We start from the raw sequence: 18241 nt of genomic DNA on the forward strand, positions 1-18241 counted from the left end.
AGCGCCCCCAATTAAGGAGGCGCGTGATAAGCAAGGTGATTACGCTGCTAGGATGGTTTTAAGATCATCCTGAACATTACCAATGCTACGCATATCGAATTTCTCTTGGATAATCGCAATCAAGTTTGGTGTTAGGAATGCAGGCGCTGTTGGACCCGTGTAAATGCCTTTAACACCAAGAGCGAATAGCGTAAGCAGAATTACAATTGCTTTTTGCTCGAACCAAGACAGAACAAGCGTTAGCGGCAGCTCATTGATGTCGCAGTCGAACTCTTTCGCAAGGGCAAGTGCAAGCTGGATTGCTGAGTACGCATCGTTACATTGACCCACATCCAATAGGCGAGGGATGCCGTTGATATCACCAAACGTGTTTTTGTTAAAGCGGTATTTACCACAAGCCAGCGTTAGGATTAGCGTGTCTTCTGGCGCTTCTGCAGTGAAGTCGGTGTAGTAGCTACGTTCAGCTTTGTCGCCGTCACAGCCACCTACAAGGAAGAAGTGTTTGATGTTGCCTTGCTTCACTTGGTCGATAACCGCTGGTGCAGCGTTCATTAATGCGTTGCGACCGAAGCCAACCGTGATGTTGTGTTCGATTTCGTCATGTTGGAAGCCTTCGTGCGCTAATGCACATTCAACGACTTGGCTAAAATCATCACCTTCAAGGTGAGCCACACCAGGCCAACCTACAATGCTGCGTGTGAACAAACGGTCTGCGTATTGGCCAACGTCCGGGTTCAATAGACAGTTTGATGTCATCACAATCGCGCCAGGGAAGTTAGCGAACTCTTTCTGTTGGTTCTGCCACGCACTGCCGTAGTTACCCACTAGGTGAGGGTATTTTTTCAGTTCTGGGTAGCCGTGTGCAGGCAGCATTTCGCCATTGGTGTAAACGTTGATGCCTTTGCCTTCGGTCTGTTGCAGGATTTTCTCTAGGTCGTGAAGGTCATGACCAGAAACAAGAATACATTTGCCTTTCACTGGCTTAACGTTAACAGTGGTTGGCTCTGGGTGACCGAATGTAGCTGTTTCACCATGATCCAGCATTTCCATCACTTTGTAGTTCATAAGACCGATGCGCATTGAGCAGTCTAGTAGTTCGCCTAGATCTTCTGGGTCAGTACCCAACCAAGCCATGATTTCGTGGTATTCTGCGAAGATGTCATTGTTGGTTTGTTCTAGTACTCGCGCGTGCTCCATGTATGCAGCGGCACCTTTTAGGCCATATAGACAAAGTAGGCGTAGGCCGATAACGTCTTCGTGTACTTGGTCTTTACCACGGTTTACCGCCACTTGTGGAGCAAATGCTAGGATTTCTTCTGCGCTATTTGGCAGTTCAAAGTCCGCGACATTAGGAATGTTCTCTACCACTTTGTCTGCCAGTGTGGCTGCAGACATCACTTGGTCTTTTAGCAGTGCTTTGTAAGTAGCTGCTTGAGAGGTTAGCTCAAGGATACGTTCTGGATCGAAGTTTACGTTAGTCAACGTAGAGAAGAATGCTCTTGGAGCCCATTGGTTGATTTCATCATTAATGATGTTGAATTCAAGCGCGCGTGCTGCCCAAAAAGAAACCCCTTGCAAAGTGTAAACCAACACGTCTTGTAGATCGGATACCTCTGAAGTTTTGCCACACATACCTTGTGCGAAAGAACAGCCTTTTACAGCTGGGGTTTGGATTGTCTGTTCACATTGAATACAGAACATATTGGGTTCTCCAGTGATTGTAGTAATAGTCGTTTTGTTTTCTCCAATAGAGCAGAATGCGTGCCAATTGTTATGTTGTTGATTTTAAATGATTTTATTTGTTTTTAGGTACGTGTTTGATGTAATTGTGACAACGCGAATGATGTGCAAATGACAACGGAGTGTTAGATGTGATGAGAAAAGCAACGCGCGAGAAACGTTTTAACGGGCGATAGTGGAAGTGCTTGTTAAACAGGAGAAAAGTTAATGCGGTTTTGTGGAGGCAAGAGATTCCCGATTGCGCTCTTTCGTCGGCTCGCTCTGCTTCGGGCTAGGAGTCATCCGGACGAGCCTAAGCGAGCCATCCGGAATCTATCTTTTTAAGACGTAAGTTTCTTCTCTCTCAAGAGAAGGGAGCGAAGTAGAGGCTTCTATTTGCTAATGCCGAGCTTTTTACCCATACGATACAAGTTGCCTCGATCCATCTGTAAAAACTCTGCCGCTTTTGCCCAAACACCGCCAGTTTGGCTTAAAGCGTGTTCAATCAAGTCACGCTGATAACTCTCTACTAACTCGCGCATTGGCTGACTCTCTTTCGGCAAGTAATGTGATGTGTTTTTTACATCACCCAATGCCAACGAAGTATCAAAGTGATTGAGCATGATGGTGCTCGCGCCTTGTTGAATCGCATGTAACGCAGCTCGCGTTAAGGTGTGTTCAAGTTCTCGAACGTTACCGTACCAAGGCAGGGATTCTAATTGAGTCAGCACCTTAGGGTGAACGTGAAGGTTTGGTGCGTTAAATTGCTGACGTACTTTTTCCAATAAATATCCTGCAAGAACTGGAATGTCGCCATCACGTGCACGCAATGGTGGCACTTTGATTGGGAATACGTTTAAGCGATGGAACAAATCCGCACGGAATGTGCCATCTTCCACTTCTTTTTCTAACTGTCGGTTAGTGGCTGCGATGATGCGCACGTTGACCATCAAATGCTGATCGCTGCCCACACGTTGCAACTCACCTTGTTGGATAACTCGCAGCAGTTTTGCCTGCAAAATCAATGGCAATTCACCCACTTCATCTAGGAAGATTGTACCGCCATCAGCCAGTTCAAACTTACCTGCACGATGACTATTGGCTCCGGTAAACGCGCCTTTAACGTGACCAAACAGTTCGCTCTCCGCTAGACCTTCGGGTAGGGCAGCGCAGTTTACGTAAATCATCGGTTTATCGCTGCGATGAGATTGAGCATGGACGGAGTGGGCAACAAGCTCTTTACCCGTACCTGTTTCTCCCGTTACCAATACTGCATAATCTGACTGAGCAACGGTCGCAATATTGTTTCGTAATTGATTGATTTGGGGGCTTAAGCCAACCATGTCACCGTGTTGTGAGCGCGCCTGTTGGATCAGGGTTTGCGTGACGCTCTTTTGCTTTTGGTTCTGCGCTTTAAGGGCTTTTAATTGTGCAATGTTACGCAGTGTTGCCGCTGTTAGTGCTGCGAACGTTTCGATTGCGACTGGGTCGATATGGTCAAATGCGCCAACCGCTAGCGCATCCATGGTTAACGCGCCGACAAGTTGCCCCTCAACGTACAAGCTAAAGCCCATGCAGTCATGGACATCAATGCATTGATCTTCGGTTAACAGTGTTCCATCAAATGGATCGGGCAGGGCGCAGTCGGCATCAAAGCGAACAGGCTCGCGACTATGAATGATGGCATCCAAACGCGGGTGAGCTTTAGGAAAGTAACGGCGACCGAGTACTGAGTTCGACAAACCTTTCACTGCGACTGGCGTGAGAAAACCGTCTTCATCAAAGATAAACAAACAACTTGCGTCACAAGGGAATACTTGTGCGACCCCATCAATAAGGCTTTGGTATTGCTGTTCATGAGAGCGATTTGAACTTAGATTGAGTGCGATATTGAGGAGTACATGGTCGACGGTAGGAGTCATAGCAAGTCCAGAGTTATCTTGAATGAGCTCATGCTAGCAATTTGATGTCATTTGAACATCGAAAGGTGCGAGAAATTGATGTTCCATTGACTACGATCAAACTTGATTCAAAATATGAGTAAGCCTATGAGCAAGTAATGAGTGCTCGCGTGGATTAGCAATCTTGAATTAATAAATGCAAACCAATGGAACGGACGAATAGTGTTCAAATCAGCGAGGAACAACCCTTGCGTCATTACCAGACATGTTGATTTGGACGGCTTGTCCTGGCTGGAAAATCATGTTTGGATTTGCTTCTTGAACGACAGATATGATCTTTCCATCCTCTAGGCGAATGGTCAGGTTCACCCCATTTCTTTTCGCGGTTGCTTCGGCGGCTTTACTACCGGCATAACCACCTAACAAACCACCACCAATGGCTGCGATATCTGATCCAGAGCCTCCCCCAACTTTCGACCCCAGAATACCACCCACGGCAGCACCTGCAATTGTGCCGATGGCGTTGGCTTGGGTAGAGGCATCAATGGTTACTGGCTCAACTTTTTCTACTGTTCCGTAGTAAACCTGCTGAACTTTACGAGTATCGGACGAGCCGTATGCATCTCCGTACGGGTTAGGTGAGGTACAGCCGCCAAGCAAGACCGCACAAGAAATAGTGAGTAACATGCCTAGCTTGAAGTATTTTTTCATATAGCCTCCGAATAGTTTCTCCACCCAAAGAGTATATACCTCTATTTTGCATGTGCTTTGATGCTTTAGGAAACAATGGCTTAGTGATGTTCTTCCTCAAAAAAATGAATATTTTGTGCGGTGTTAGCTATCTTTGAGTGTATGAAACCCAGAGTAAATGCGCGTAAAGGTAGTAAACCAACACGCCGCACCAAAGATGTACGCAATCACGGCAAAGTGCTGAGGGAACAAACAGAACAGTACGAAGCAACCTATGGTCTCTGTGCCTTCTGTCAGACCGCTCATGTAGTACAGAGATTTGTGCTTGTAGACAGGGTTATCGATACCACGTTTACCTGCCATAATCGCGAAAGCTAAGAAGCTGCTTCCTGTTCCAATAAACGAGAAGATCAAGAATGCGCCCGCAACGGCGTTCTGTTCTGGGTTTGCTAGTACAAAGCCAAATGGAATCAGAGAATAGAACAAGAAGTCTAAGCTAATATCAAGGAAGCCACCCGCATCGGTGATGCCTTGAATTCTTGCCAACGCACCATCTAATCCATCACAAATTCGGTTTAGCAGAATAAACGCTAATGCAAGCGTGTATTGCTCTGCTACCAAGGCAGGAAGCGCAAAGCAGCCAAGGGCGAAGCCAAACAAGGTGGTTTGGTTAGCTGTCACGCCACATTTATCAATCAATTTCGCGCTCTGTGCCAATGGCCACTTAATGATTTTGATACTCAGGCTATCAAGCATGACTTGTCTCCCAAGGCCAGCTCAGGCAGCGACTGCCTTCTGGAATATCGTCTTCATCGTGAGTCACCATTAAAGCAGGAATATTGGCTTGTTGAAGCTGCTCCACAACCCAGTTACGAAACTGTACGCGAAGATCTTTATCCAGCTTGCTGTATGGCTCATCGAGCAATGCAACTTTCGGTTTCGCTAACAACATGCGAGTGAGAGCGATACGCGCGCGCTGGCCGCCTGAGATTTGGTCAGGGAAAGACTCTGCAAGTTTAGTTAGCGAGATGTGCTTCAAAGCCTGCATCGCGCGCTCTTTACGCTCAGCCCCTTTGATTGAATTGGGTAGTGCGAACGCAAGGTTTTCCCACACGGTAAGGTGCGGGAAGAGCAAGTCATCTTGGAATAGGATACCCACCTGACGTTTGTGCGCAGGTAAAGCATCCAGCTTTTCATTATCGAGCGTGATTGAGCCTGAATAGTCGAACTCGGAAGACAGGTGACCAGCAATGGCATCCAACAAGGTGGATTTGCCACAGCCACTTGGGCCCATCAGGGTAACAATTTCACCTTTCTCTACCGTCATGTTGAAGGCAGAGAAAAGTGTGTCGCCATTGGTTTTACGGATGGCGAGGTTTTCGAGACAAAGACTCATTCGGTAGTAAACCTTTAATAGACAACCGACGATACTTAACGTGTAAACGACTAAGTAGAATCGCAAAAGAGAAGAACATTAACGGCAAGAGCGCTTGCCAAATTGCGTAAATCGCGGTGACACGACGGTCGAAGCCACTTGATAGGGCTACTGCTTCTGTTGTTATGGTGCTGATGCGACCGGCCCCCAGCACGAGTGTTGGTAGGTATTGCGCCAAGCTAACACTGATGCCCACCGCCCAAGCAAAAGCGATTGCTGGCAGAAGAATCGGCAGTTTGACTTTTAGCCAAGCCTGCATCGGTGATTTACCAAGGCTTAGGGCAACACGAGTTAAACCGTTGTCGAAGCTGCGCCAAGGACCATCCAAGGACAGATAAACAAACGGGAACGCAAAGAACACGTGAGCCCAGCATACCCAGAAGAAGTACGCGTTGCTGTCGAGATACAGAGTAGCGACCTGCATACCAAACAACACAGAAAGCTGTGGGATCAACATAGGCACAGCGATGATGTAACCCGGCACCTGCCAACGGTAGCGTAGGCGGTACTCATGAGCGATCAGCGCCAATACGAGGGCAACAGATGCACTGATAACTGCAATCAACATGCTTTGCTCTAGCGTGCCAAGAATGCTTTGCCACTCGTATTCCCAAAAACGTAAGCTATAGCGGCTTGGTAATAAGTCAGGAAAACGCCAACGCTGTGCAAAGCTCCACACCACCATCAAAGGCACCATTAACAGTGCGAGTAGAGCAATCATGGAGAACAAGGTCTTACCCGGTAAGCGGAAACCGCTGCGGCCAGAGTATTGCCAGCGTTTGAAGCCTTTGGTGATGCTCCATTCAACAAGTCGTGCAAAACCAATCAAGAGGCTCGCAATGGCAAACAGTACCACCGCACCCGCCGCTGCTCTTGGTAGGAGTGACAAATCAGGATCGTTAAACCATTGCCATACCAAGACTGCAAACGTAGGAGGGTTGGTTGGGCCAATAATTAGCGCCACATCAACAACGGATAAGCTGTAAGCCAGAACAGCCAACATTGGGAAACGCAGCTTCGCTAACCATTGTGGGAAGACACATTTCCACCACGCTTGGGCGGAACTGTAACCCATCGAATGACTGACTTTTTCAATCTTCCCAACTTTTAATTGCTGAAGAATAGGAATGCTCATCAACAATAAAAACGGCACTTCTTTAATAGCGAGCATCACGATCAAACCCAGTGCGTGTGGGTCTTTAATCAACAACGCTAAGTCATTCACCGTTTGTGCATTTGGATCGTAACCAAACATTTGATTGAGCACGCGAACGCCCATGCCTGTTGGTGCGAATAGAAAAGCGAAACCAATAGCAAACGCGACATGCGGCATAGCAAGAAGAGGGGAAAGACTCATTTCAATCTTGCGCCAGAACTTGCTACCCCATGAGGCTTGAAGAATCGCGAAAGTGATCAAACAAGCAAGGTAGCTGCTGAAAATGGCGGAATAGAAAGTCAGTCCAATCGACGTCCACACACCTTCCCAGTCAAACACAGCATGAAAGCCATCCAGTGAAAAGTGGTGCAAACCAATGGGGGGTACATAGCCGAGCGCAGACACCACCACCCCGAGTAGCCCCGGGATGGTTGGTAATATACAAACTGCGATAATAACTAGATACAGCGCTCTTAACATGGGTGTGTATTAATTTCCGTAGCGTTTCAGCCATTCTTTTTCTAACGCTGCTTGCCAGCTTGGGTGTGGCTCAGCGATAGATTTGAACTGTTGAGTATTCTTAGCCGTGCCGGTTAGGTACTGGCTGCTTAGCACTGAAGGATCACCCCAGATGTTGATGTCACCTTTGCGAGATTGTGCCTCAGGGCTTAATAAAAAGTTTATAGCAACTTGCGCGCCTGCACTGGCGTTTGCGTTCCAAGGAATCGCTAAGAAATGGATGTTCGAAAGCGCACCTGCGTCCATCGCGTATGCTTTGGTGCTTTCTGCTAGGTTGCCGCTTGACTGTGCTGAGAAAACCGCGTTCGGGTTGAACGTGACAGCTAGGTCAATCTGACCATCATCTAACAGTTGTACGGTTTCTGCTGTTCCGCCAGGGAACTGTTTACCGCCGCGCCATGCAACAGTGTGGAATTCATCTAAGTAAGCCCATAGAGGCTGCGTAACGGTTTTGAATGCTTCGTCGGTCACTGGTTTTTGCAGTGCAGGATCGTTGTTACTTAACTCAATGAGTAGAGATTTAATGAAGCTAGTGCCATGGAACTCTGGTGGGCGAGGGTAAGTAAGGCGGTTAGGAAACGCTTTTGCGTAACTTAGCATTTCTGCGTAAGAACTTGGCGGGTTGTTTAGCGTCTCTTCATCGTAGATAAAAACAAGTTGGCCGACACCCCATGGCGCTTCTAGGCCATCAGTCGGTTCTGAAAAATCGACATCTACCGGTAGTGTTTTATCGACATATTGCCAACTTGGTAGACCGTCAACAAAAGGACCAAACAGCAGTTGGTTGTCTTTCATTGATTTAAAGTTTTCACCATTAATCCAAACCATATCTACGCTGCCACCGCTGTTCTTCCCTGCGGCTTTTTCTGCGATAAGACGAGTGGTGGTTTCAGAAATGTCGGTGACTTTTACGTGGTTAAGCGTCACGTTGTAGCGAGATTTAAGCTCTTTGCCTGCCCATTGGATATAGCGGTTGATCTCTTGGCTACCACCCCAAGCATGGAAATAAACAGTCTGACCGTCGGCTTGTTGCTCGATTTTTTGCCATTCTTCGGAGTGAGAAGTGGCATAAGAGGAGGTGGCAAAAGTGGTGGCTAAAATGCCAATGGTGCTAAGTAGCTTTTTCATACGTAATCCGTGTTTCTTTATCTTTGTTTTCATTTTGGAGCTTTGTTCGCCTATGTGATGAAAAACGTCTATTTTCAATACTCAACATAGGGGTATAAACAGGCTGAACGCTCCGTTCCCTCTACATGGATAGTAATCTATCTCGCTTTATTATCAACGCGAATTTGATAATAGTTTCATAGAATTATTCGCCTTGTGAGGTCATACCAATTCACGTCAGTTTTTGGTTTTAAAAGTCGCCAAAAGAGGCACAAACTGTGAGCAAATTAGTAAGAATGAAAAGAGTGCAACTCCCGATAAGTCGCACTCTTTTGGCGTCAATAATGGATAGACCGGATTACTTCGCTAATTCTTCCATGTTGATGCCTTTTTTCTTCGCGATGTATTTTGGAATCAGAGACATGCCAAACAGGATAAGACCCGCAACCGCAAACTTCACTAGCAGCATCGCAGACACGCCGTTTGTTGCTATATCACCCGCCATGTAAGCGAAGATAAACGCGCCTGGTGCCATTGTTAGTAGAGAAACCAGAGCGTAAGTGCCAAGGTTTAGGCTGGTTAGACCGTAAGCGTAGTTCTGTAGGCTGAATGGGAATACAGGCACGAGACGCGTCAGGATCAAGAAGCTTGTACCGTTTGCTGCTACGCCATCGTCGATTTTCTTGAAGATTGGGTTATCGCCAAACTTCTTCATGATGGTGTTACGAAGCAGGAAGCGCGCCACGATGAATGCCGCCACCGCGCCAAGCGTTGCAGAAAACAGCGCTAAGATACCGCCTTTGATTGGGCCAAATACGATACCCGCTACGATGGTGAACGCACTGCCTGGTAGTAGGAAAACACATGCAAACACGAATGCTGCTACGAATACTGCGTAACCCCAAACGCCAAAGCTTGCGATCCAATCTTGTAGGCTCTTGATGTCTGTGATGATTTCAAGGATGCCAGTTTGTTTTGCTGCAAATAGAGCGAGAGCGATAACAGCAACAATAAGAGCGATTTTTACGAATTTCATAAGTTCAACTTCACTTAAACCTAATAATTAAAAAGATGTAGCTACAAAAACGTAGCTACAGAGACACATCTACACAGACATACACTTGATTAGGCCCGCTTTAGATTTGTAGCGGTTGAACCAAGCTTTCACAGGGCTAGCGAGCACGTTTACTGGCGGCTCATCACCTTGCATGATTACAGGGCCGAACATCAGATCCAGAATGTGCCAAGATTTCGTACCAACACCCATCATGGATGCGCGACAAGCCGAGCAGTAAACCACAACGTAGTCTGTCTCAAACTCTTCCACGCGGCGTTTGATTACGCGTGTTGCGACGTCTGGGTTTGCTGGCACTACCATGCCACCGAAACCACAACAGCGTGTGTTTTCACGTGTGTGTTCTGGTTCTGAGGTTTTGTAGCCAAGCTCGTTCAAGATCCAGCGGATACCGTCTTGCAGTTCTTTTTCGTAGCGAGTAGAGCAAGAGTCGTGAATGGTGAATACCACGTCACTGTTTTTCGCTTTACCGCGTAGCGCTTCTGGCAGACCGATTTCTGGAAGCAGTTTCCACAATGAAACCGGCTTTTGTGTGCCGCCAGATTTCTTGATCATGCCGTAGCAGCTTTGACACGCTACAATGACTTCTTGTGCGTCTAGCTTATCGAAGTCTGCTTGAAGCTGGCCGTAACGCTCTTTGAACTTCTCAGTTTGGCCAATAGCAGCGGTTGGTTTACCACAACACTTCTGTACTGCGCCCATGTCTGGGTACACTTCTTTTAAGTAGCTCGCAATTGCTGCTACGCCTTCTGGTGAGTAGGATGGCAAGCTGCATCCTGGCATAAATACTTTATTACTCATTTTGTCGATACCGCTCGTTTTGCCATAGTGAAGATTTTTGAGAAGCCCAGCTTCTGGTGCATGTTGATTGCTTTGTGACCCGGCATTGGTGATTCACCATTATTTGCCTTAACAAAGTCAGCACGTGCGCCTAGGAACATTTCCTTCATTGGGAAGTCTTTCGGACATACGATGGTGCACTGGTCACAGGCGTTACATGAGTAAGCCATCAATGGGTCCATTGACTTGTTGTTCACAAAGTCAGAGAAGATGGTCTTCGGACAGTCACTGAAGTCATTCATCATGATGCACTCGGTCATACATAGCTTGCAGCTACATTGCAGACAGCGAGAGGCTTCTTGTTTGATTTGAGCTTCAGTAAAGCCTAAATCCACTTGTGCAAAATCTTGTTTACGCTCTTCAGCGTTACGCAATTCACCGTGTAGGCGAGGGGTATCTACCGTACCTTTTGGTAGTGGCACGTCTAGACGAGATGAGTAGCTGTATTCTTGCTCGAAGTCGCGACCTTCAGTCAGTGGGCGAGTTGTTAGGAAACGTTCAACACTCATTGCGGCTTTGCGACCTAATGCCATCGCTTCAATCACGATGTTACCGCCACACGCGTCACCGGCTACGAAGACGTCTTCTAGGCTAGAAGCTAGCGTTTGTTTATCGACAACGTAACGGCCGCCGCGAGTTTGTTCCAGTGCGCCGCCAGTGATGTCAGCCACAACTTGACCCGTAGCGAAAACAACCGTATCCACAGAGATAGTTTTGCTTTCTTCGCTGTACTGAGGTGCAAAGTTGCCTTGCTCATCAAAGATAGACACTACTTTCTTGATAGTGATGCCGGTTACTTTGCCGTTTTCATGTTCGATAGCAACTGGGCCCCAACCTGCGTTGAACTCGACGCCTTCTTCTAGCGACTCGTCGATTTCGATTTGGCTTGCAGGTAGATTCTCTAGGCTCTCAAGCGAACATTGGTAAACGTCGCTTGCACCGATACGCCATGAAGAGCGCGCGCAGTCCATTGCCACGTCACCGCCGCCGATAACCATCACGCGTTTGCCTGCACGTGGGAATTGGCGAGTTTCAGAAATCTCTTTCAAGTATTCAACTGCAGAGAACACGCCGTCGTTGTCGTGACCTGGTAGCGGAATGATAGAGCCTACGTGTGCACCGTGAGCCAGAATCACAGCATCGTGTTCGCTACGTAGAGTGTCGAAGCTGATGTCTTTGCCGATTTCAACGCCGAAACGAGTCGTCACACCTAGCATTGCTAAGTAGCTGTATTCGAAGTCGATAACGTCACGTGGTAGACGGTATTCAGGGATACCCACACGCATCATGCCGCCGTATACGTCTAGCCTTTCGTAAATCGTTACTTCGTGGCCTTGACGACGAAGCTCAATAGCTGCTTGCGCACCAGCAGGGCCAGCACCCACGATCGCGATGTGCTTGTTGGTTAGGGGCGCGATGTTAAGATCCCAGTGATCTTGGTTATCCAGTTTTTCTGCAACGAAGCGTTTGATGCCTGCAACGCTGATTGGCTGACCGAATTCAGTGTTGCGACGACAAGAAGCCTCACAAGGGTGTGCACAGATGCGGCCAAGCGTTTGAGGTAGGAATAGTTTGCTGCGGATCAGATCCAAAGCACCTTGGAAATCACCTTCGCCTGCCATGCGAACGTATTGTTTTACGTCTGTGTGCATTGGACATGCGGTTTGACATGCTGGATCGGCATCACCCATACAGCCATCGACAATCATTTGCGCGGTGTCGTATAGCTTTTGGCTAAAAATTACATTGTTCATTAACTGCGGTTTCCGTGTTGATTAGCTCTTGCCGTTGATAACGTTCACTTCAGGATTCTTCTGCTCGTAGTGAGCATGGCTGTACTCGATCCATGAGCCGTCGTAGTTGTAGACGCCTTTTGCACCTAATACTTCAGTAAGAATCATGGTGGTGTGGGCAGAGCGAACACCAGACTGGCAGTAAGCGATAACTTTCTTGCCTTTGATGATGTCGCCGTAAAGGGCTTGCAATTCTTCTGCTGATTTCAGCGTTGTGTCTTCGTTTAACGCTTTGGTCCAGTTAATGTGAACACTGCTTGGGATAGTGCCCGGACCGTACGCGCCAGACACCGCTACTTCACCGCTAAACTCGTCGTTGCCGCGCGTATCTAGGATCACCCAGTCTGGGTTGTTTTGCGCTGCGATAACCATGTCTAGCGTTGCTAGTGTGTTGTTGTCTTGTTTCGTGTTCGGAGCTTTGTATTCAACCGCTGCAACGCTTTGGTTTGCAGAGCCAGTTGGGAAACCTGCGCCCATCCAAGCATTCAAGCCACCGTCTAGGTAACGAACGTCTTGGTGACCAAGGTTATGGATTTGCCAGTAAAGACGCGCAGCATCGTGGTGAGAGCCTGCCGCGTAAACGACGATTGTGCTGTCAGTGGTTGCGCCAAAGCTACCTAAGATGGTCTCCATCTCTTCTGTGCTGTTGCTCATACCGCCGAAATCGTAAACGCCTTCTGCCGCAGAGTAATCGTTACGCCACATAGTGTAAGAACCAGAGATAGGGCTGTCTGGCTTGATAGGGTTTAGCGCGCCGATCACAACCACGTCTTTATCACTGTCCATCAGCGATTTCAGTTGTTGTGCAGAGATGAAGTGCTCTGGGTGAGCGTATTCAGTGAACTTTTGCTCTTGTGCTGCGGCATCCACTGTCACTGCTTCAGCTGAGAACATCGTATTGTAAGCTGAGTAGCCAACAGCTGCGACAGCCGCCAACACACCCAACGCAATCGTCGATTTTTTCATGAGTTGCTTCCATATTTTAATTTAAAGTTTTCCTGACGAGTCATTTCGCTCGGCAGTTAGAATTTTTTGCAGCTAGGAAGAAGAAGCATGAACTTTGTAATTTTTCATAAGTGTTCATGGTGTATTAACACTCTTAAAGAGTGCATTTGCATCTAGCCCTTTGTTGGTAGGCATTTTGAGGAAATCGATACTTAGGGGGTATTGTGGTTTCCCACAATAATGAATTCGAATTGATCTAAAGCAACAAACTGATAGGGGGATGTGATGGTAAAATGTGCTACAAACAAATTTTCATATTATTTATTAAGTGATTAATAACCATTCTCATAAATTCGTCCGGTTGATACTCCTTGTTTCCCTTTTCTTCTCTTCTTTTAGTTTTTCGGACGAGCAAAAAACACAAAGAATGATTTATGACGTCGGTGTATTAGCACTGCGCGGGCACGCACATGCGCGAGAAGCATGGCAACCGACTTTAGATTGGTTAGAGGCTCAAAATCCCGGTTATAAATTCAACTTACATACTTACGACTTTGACCAACTTGAAGACGCGTTTTTGCACGGTTGGCTCGATTTCATCCTGACCAGTCCGGGGCAGGCGACCAAGCTTGCTCGTGAATACCCAATCAACTGGTTGGCAACGCAGAAAACGGCTTACAGTGATTTACCAAATAAGTCGATTGCCTCGGTGGTGGTTGTACGTGAAGAATCGCCTTTTAAAACACTGAAAGACATCAATAAAGCCAATGTTGCGGCGGTATCGGAAAAAGCGTTTGGTGGTTTTCTCGCGCTGCGTTATGAGCTCGATAAACTGGGCTACTTCAAATCATCATTCTTTGAAAAGATCCACTTTACTGGCCCACCTACGGATCAACTGATTTTGGACGTGATCGAGAACGATCTCGATGTGGCGATCGTTCCTGCTTGTACTTTGGAGAACATGGCGAAAGAGGGGCGTATTCAACTGCATAACCTACGTGTATTGAATGAGAAGCGTCCCGCAGACTCAGTTTGTGCGGTGAGTACGCCACTGTACCCAAACTGGACGATGGCGATGACGGAACGTGCACCAGTCGATGTTGGTCAGATGGTGGCACAAACCCTATTCGCAATGCCAGAAGACCACCCTGCAGCGATTGCTGCAAACAATGTCGGTTGGATGCTGCCTGCACCGAGCATCAATGTAGATAAAGTTTACAAGCACTTAGACATGCATCCACTGCAAAAATCTTGGGGACAAAAAGCGCAAGAGTGGCTGCATAAGAACCAAGCCATTGCGATGGCGTCTTTACTGACTTTACTGTTGTTGACGGGCTATCACTTTTGGCTGGAGTGGAAGTTTCAGCGCAGTCGCGAAACACTAAAAACCACCATGAACGATTTGCGCCGCAAGAGTTCCATGCTTGAGCACGCGCAGCGAATCACCATAGTCGGTGAGCTTGGTAGTAGCCTCGCGCATGAAATCAATCAACCTCTGGCGGCGATAAAGAACTACAGCCAAGGGGCTAAGGTACGTATGGAGCGAGGTGCTACTGCCGAAGAGATGGCACCAATCCTCGATAAAATTCAACAGCAGGTAACTTCTGCAAGTGACATTATTCAGCGCCTTCGTAGCTTGATAAACAAAACGCCAATTGAAAAGAGCTGGGTGGATTTAGCTTCGTTAATTGAAGAAGCAATGAAGCTGGTGGATTACGAGTTTCAACGACACCGAATTCAATTGGGAGTGCTTTACTCTGGCGAGCCACAAAAAGTCTTTGCTGATGCCACTGGTCTACAGCAAGTCATTCTCAATGTTCTGAACAATGCAAAAGACGCCTGTTTGAGCCATGTGCCGAAGCGCGAAGACTTGTATGTAGATCTCCACGTTAGCTTTTGCGATGAGATGGTGATTATCGATGTGATGGACAATGGCATTGGTATCGAAGAGCAAGAGACACCATTAGATCAAGCCTTCTACACCACTAAAGAAAATGGACTGGGCTTAGGTTTGGCCATTTGCCGTGATGTGCTTGATGCCCATCAAGGCAGCATTCAATTTAGGTCAATTGATCCAACAGGGTGTCAGGTGACCATCGTTTTATCGTATCAGGAGGCTTGTCATGAGTCGTAACCTTTGTTCGCTTTATATCGTTGATGATGAAGAGCCAGTATTAGAGTCCATGGCATTTCTGTTAGAAAGCTATGGCTATGAGGTTGAGACCTTCTCTAGCGGGATAGATTTTCTCAATGAGGTCAATTTGTCTGCGCCTGGCTGTGTTTTGCTCGATAGCCGCATGCCAGACATGCGTGGGCAAGATGTTCACCAAATGATGAACGAGAAACTCAGCCCAATTAGCGTGATTTACCTGACTGGACATGGTGACATTCCAATGGCAGTGGATGCGCTAAAAGATGGCGCACTCGATTTCTTTCAAAAACCAGTCGATGGTAACGCCCTTGTGACGGCGGTGGATGATGCGATGGCGCAGTCACTCAAAAATGGTGAGAAGTTGGGAGCTAAGCAGGTTTTACAGAGTCTCACTAAGCGTGAAAGAGAAGTTCTCGGTTTGGTCGTCAAAGGGATGAAAAACCAAGAGATGGCGGACTTATTGTGCGTATCTTTGAGAACGATTGAGGTGCACCGCTCTAACGTGATGAAGAAGCTCGAAGCAGAGAGCTTAGCGGTGTTGATCCATAAAGTGGGGCATTTAATTTAGCTTCAGTGTATTTTGGTATCGATAAATGAAAGTATTTAGGTCGAAATATTTATTGTAACCTAATGATATTTAGGGAAAGGTTTGCTCAATTGATATCAGGAAGATAACATCAGCAACCAGAATAAACCTTAATCTTGGCTAGAACTTAACTATGTTTGTCGATACCGTTAAAAGCGCTTTTTCTTCTCTGAGTACTCATAAACAAGCGATCGCAAAAGCAACTGCGTTACCCATCCTCCTCTCAATTATTCTGGATCTTCTCTTAAGCAAATCAGAAGGTGACGGTGCTACTGTCTTAGTGCAAATTTTGATGGCATTACTGTCTGCCATTGTGGCAATAAACGTACACAGCATCATTTTGAAAGGCCCTCAATCGGTACCTCAGTGGGGACGTTTCACTTTTGGAAAGATCGAAATGTGGTTTATTGGCCACTACTTGGCAATGACAATCGCAGTTGTCGCGGTTGCGGCGCTTTTCGCCATGATTAATGTAGCACTTGCCGCTATCGCGTTGCTGGTGTTAGGTGTTATTTGCTGCCGACTGGTACTTGTGTTTCCAGCGATTGCCATCGGTAAAGGTGTCTCTTTCCCTTATGCATGGAATCTGACCAAAGGCCATACTTGGTACATGATGAGCGTGGTTATTTTGGTGCCGCTTCTGTTCGGATTGGCGATGTCGCCATTGGCGTTTTTGCAACTACCTTTCTTAATGAGTCTACTGAGCTTTGTAGTCACCATCATCGGGATTGCAATTCTGTCTAAAGCGTATGAGCAATTGAGTGGTTTTGACGGGGAGTCTTATTCTCAGCAGTCATTCTGATGATAAAAACCGAAAGCAAAAAAAGCAGCCATTGGCTGCTTTTTTAGAGACTTATTCTGTCAGAGACTGATTGCCTCGAAACGAATATAGGATTAGTTTACCCAATCACGCAATTCGAACGTTAGTTCGTGGTCTGCGTTTTTCAGTACTAGACCTTCGTTAGTCAGAGTAATGTTGCTCCAATCAGAAAGCGTTTCAGACATTACTTTTTCAATCTTCATTTGGTCATCCATACACATCATCATGGTCATACCCATTTTTTCGATGCGTAGTTGGTTGTCTTTCAGTTCAGCTTGACCGAAGAAGTTGTTACAACCAGCGTTGCCGTTTGCCGTCAGGTTTTCACCAATCTCTAGGCGAGGTGCTTTTTGACGCTCTTTCAGTTCGATGTTATTGCCATCGATTTGAACCAACTGCCAGTTATGGTGCTGTAGATCTTGAGCCGTAATTTCTTTCACATTGTCACCATTGCTAGCGCATGCAGTCATTAGAACTGGAAGTGAGATTGCTGCTACTAACGTTTTTAGGCTAAGCTTCATTTTATTGACTCCGTTTTTAGAAAACGTGGTAAGTATAGGTAATAAAACACTGTTTTTGTCAGCATACGGTTATGGTTTCGTATGTTTTTAAACACGGCGTATTTTATAACAGAGATCCCATTCTCGGTATTGAAATTCACCGAAAACTTCGAAATTTCTTATGGTTATTTGATTATAAACGTATCGGACTTAAATAAGTGAACGGAAGAACGGGTTGAGCATGGAGCAATTGGAGTTTTTTACCGTCCAAAGTCCTTGTGTCGGAGTTTGTACTTCTGACGAAAAAGGTTACTGCAAGGGATGCATGCGTAAAAGAGAAGAGCGGTTTAATTGGCTGAGCTTTACTCCTGCGCAGCAGTTGCACGTCATTAAGCTGTGTCGACAACGATACAGAAGAAAGGTGTTAGCAGGGAAGAGTAAAAAAGAAGTGCCTCGCGATGATGCATCACCACAACAAGATCTGTTCTAGCTTTTTTATTTCTATTTTGATTGTTCTCGCTCCATAACGATTCCCGGCCCAGTCTGAAATTCTTATCCATAAGAGCCGGGAACTTCCTATCCATTTTCTCGCCCAAAGATATGAGCGTTTGGCGTTACTTTAAAGACCATTGGTCGCTTACCCAGCCTCCTGCTTGTTCGTCGAAGTGACTACCTGCAAAGCGATGATTTTGTTCCACGTCTAATTTACTGGTTGGCAATTCATCCATTAGTTGATGTATGTATCTCGCCATAGGATCAGTACACGCTTCGCGCTCTCTACGAGTGACCACTTCTTTAATTAATTGCAGTCTATAGCTGTTGCTGGCTCGTTTCATTTTGACCTCCAGAACTCGATGGCAGCAGTTTGAACACATTGGCGTTCGGGTGGCTGCTCATTTGCGGGAGCGTAGAAGCCCATCGCTTTAGTTTGAAGTCTGAGAGACAAATTGTTTGAGAGCAGTGTTTGTAACGCCATTCGCACCTTTCTTAGAATCATTAGCTA

Annotated in this window: 17 protein-coding genes; 4 read left to right on the plus strand and 13 right to left on the minus strand. The window is 46.6% G+C overall.

The window, feature by feature from the left end:
* Nucleotides 1–39: 39 nt before the first annotated feature.
* From hcp to KIV41_RS07760, 11 genes are all read right to left on the minus strand, one after another.
* Nucleotides 40–1701, minus strand: coding sequence for a hydroxylamine reductase (hcp, locus tag KIV41_RS07710; RefSeq protein WP_285336005.1), 1662 nt, complete (start codon nt 1699–1701; stop codon nt 40–42).
* Between the two features lie 410 nt (nt 1702–2111).
* Complete coding sequence (norR, locus tag KIV41_RS07715) at nt 2112–3641, minus strand: nitric oxide reductase transcriptional regulator NorR (RefSeq protein WP_285336006.1); 1530 nt, start codon at nt 3639–3641, stop codon at nt 2112–2114.
* 210 nt (nt 3642–3851) lie between these two features.
* Complete coding sequence (locus KIV41_RS07720) at nt 3852–4331, minus strand: glycine zipper 2TM domain-containing protein (protein WP_010449072.1); 480 nt, start codon at nt 4329–4331, stop codon at nt 3852–3854.
* 123 nt (nt 4332–4454) lie between these two features.
* Complete coding sequence (locus KIV41_RS07725) at nt 4455–5066, minus strand: CDP-alcohol phosphatidyltransferase family protein (protein ID WP_285336007.1); 612 nt, start codon at nt 5064–5066, stop codon at nt 4455–4457.
* Complete coding sequence (locus tag KIV41_RS07730; RefSeq protein WP_045452971.1) at nt 5059–5706, minus strand: ATP-binding cassette domain-containing protein; 648 nt, start codon at nt 5704–5706, stop codon at nt 5059–5061. The genes KIV41_RS07725 and KIV41_RS07730 overlap by 8 nt, the downstream gene beginning before the upstream one ends.
* Nucleotides 5672–7381 carry an ABC transporter permease gene (locus KIV41_RS07735; protein WP_285336008.1) on the minus strand — a complete coding sequence of 570 codons (1710 nt, stop codon included), beginning with the start codon at nt 7379–7381 and terminating at the stop codon, nt 5672–5674. Before KIV41_RS07735 ends, KIV41_RS07730 begins: the two co-directional genes overlap by 35 nt.
* Before the next feature lie 9 nt (nt 7382–7390).
* The gene (locus tag KIV41_RS07740) at nt 7391–8548 is read right to left on the minus strand and encodes an ABC transporter substrate-binding protein (RefSeq protein WP_038894783.1); all 1158 of its coding nucleotides are present in this window, start codon (nt 8546–8548) and stop codon (nt 7391–7393) included.
* Between the two features lie 337 nt (nt 8549–8885).
* On the minus strand, nt 8886–9563 hold the full coding sequence (locus KIV41_RS07745; RefSeq protein WP_005442307.1) for a TVP38/TMEM64 family protein: 678 nt from the start codon (nt 9561–9563) through the stop codon (nt 8886–8888).
* 69 nt (nt 9564–9632) lie between these two features.
* Nucleotides 9633–10403 (minus strand): (Fe-S)-binding protein, encoded by a 771-nt coding sequence (locus tag KIV41_RS07750; protein WP_005442306.1) that lies wholly within the window; start codon nt 10401–10403, stop codon nt 9633–9635.
* Nucleotides 10400–12196, minus strand: a complete 1797-nt coding sequence (locus KIV41_RS07755) for an FAD-dependent oxidoreductase (protein ID WP_285336009.1) — start codon at nt 12194–12196, stop codon at nt 10400–10402. The genes KIV41_RS07750 and KIV41_RS07755 overlap by 4 nt, the downstream gene beginning before the upstream one ends.
* A gap of 21 nt (nt 12197–12217) precedes the next feature.
* Complete coding sequence (locus tag KIV41_RS07760) at nt 12218–13201, minus strand: sulfurtransferase (protein ID WP_285336010.1); 984 nt, start codon at nt 13199–13201, stop codon at nt 12218–12220.
* Nucleotides 13202–13508: 307 nt separating this feature from the next.
* Here KIV41_RS07760 and KIV41_RS07765 point away from each other — a divergent pair, with 307 nt between their 5' ends.
* The 3 genes from KIV41_RS07765 to KIV41_RS07775 all read left to right on the plus strand — a co-directional run bounded on the left by KIV41_RS07765 (nt 13509) and on the right by KIV41_RS07775 (nt 16720).
* Complete coding sequence (locus KIV41_RS07765; RefSeq protein ID WP_285336012.1) at nt 13509–15314, plus strand: sensor histidine kinase; 1806 nt, start codon at nt 13509–13511, stop codon at nt 15312–15314.
* A complete protein-coding gene (locus KIV41_RS07770; protein WP_285336013.1) occupies nt 15304–15900 on the plus strand; it encodes a response regulator transcription factor in 597 nt (198 codons plus the stop codon). The genes KIV41_RS07765 and KIV41_RS07770 overlap by 11 nt, the downstream gene beginning before the upstream one ends.
* A 151-nt stretch (nt 15901–16051) precedes the next feature.
* Entirely contained in the window at nt 16052–16720 is a 669-nt protein-coding gene (locus KIV41_RS07775; RefSeq protein WP_045368626.1) for a hypothetical protein, read from the plus strand.
* Between the two features lie 92 nt (nt 16721–16812).
* On the opposite strand, the gene KIV41_RS07780 is transcribed toward KIV41_RS07775, so the two are convergent.
* Nucleotides 16813–17259: an META domain-containing protein gene (locus KIV41_RS07780; RefSeq protein WP_038887289.1), complete on the minus strand. Its 447-nt coding sequence runs from the start codon at nt 17257–17259 to the stop codon at nt 16813–16815.
* Between the two features lie 220 nt (nt 17260–17479).
* On the opposite strand from KIV41_RS07780, the gene KIV41_RS07785 reads away from it, so the two are divergent.
* Complete coding sequence (locus KIV41_RS07785) at nt 17480–17728, plus strand: DUF1289 domain-containing protein (RefSeq protein ID WP_285336056.1); 249 nt, start codon at nt 17480–17482, stop codon at nt 17726–17728.
* A 124-nt stretch (nt 17729–17852) separates the two neighbouring features.
* On the opposite strand, the gene KIV41_RS07790 is transcribed toward KIV41_RS07785, so the two are convergent.
* A complete protein-coding gene (locus KIV41_RS07790; protein ID WP_010449052.1) occupies nt 17853–18074 on the minus strand; it encodes a hypothetical protein in 222 nt (73 codons plus the stop codon).
* Nucleotides 18075–18241 lie beyond the last annotated feature (167 nt).

The sequence above is a fragment of the Vibrio sp. D401a genome (genome assembly GCF_030248515.1).
Taxonomy (GTDB): domain Bacteria; phylum Pseudomonadota; class Gammaproteobacteria; order Enterobacterales; family Vibrionaceae; genus Vibrio; species Vibrio rotiferianus.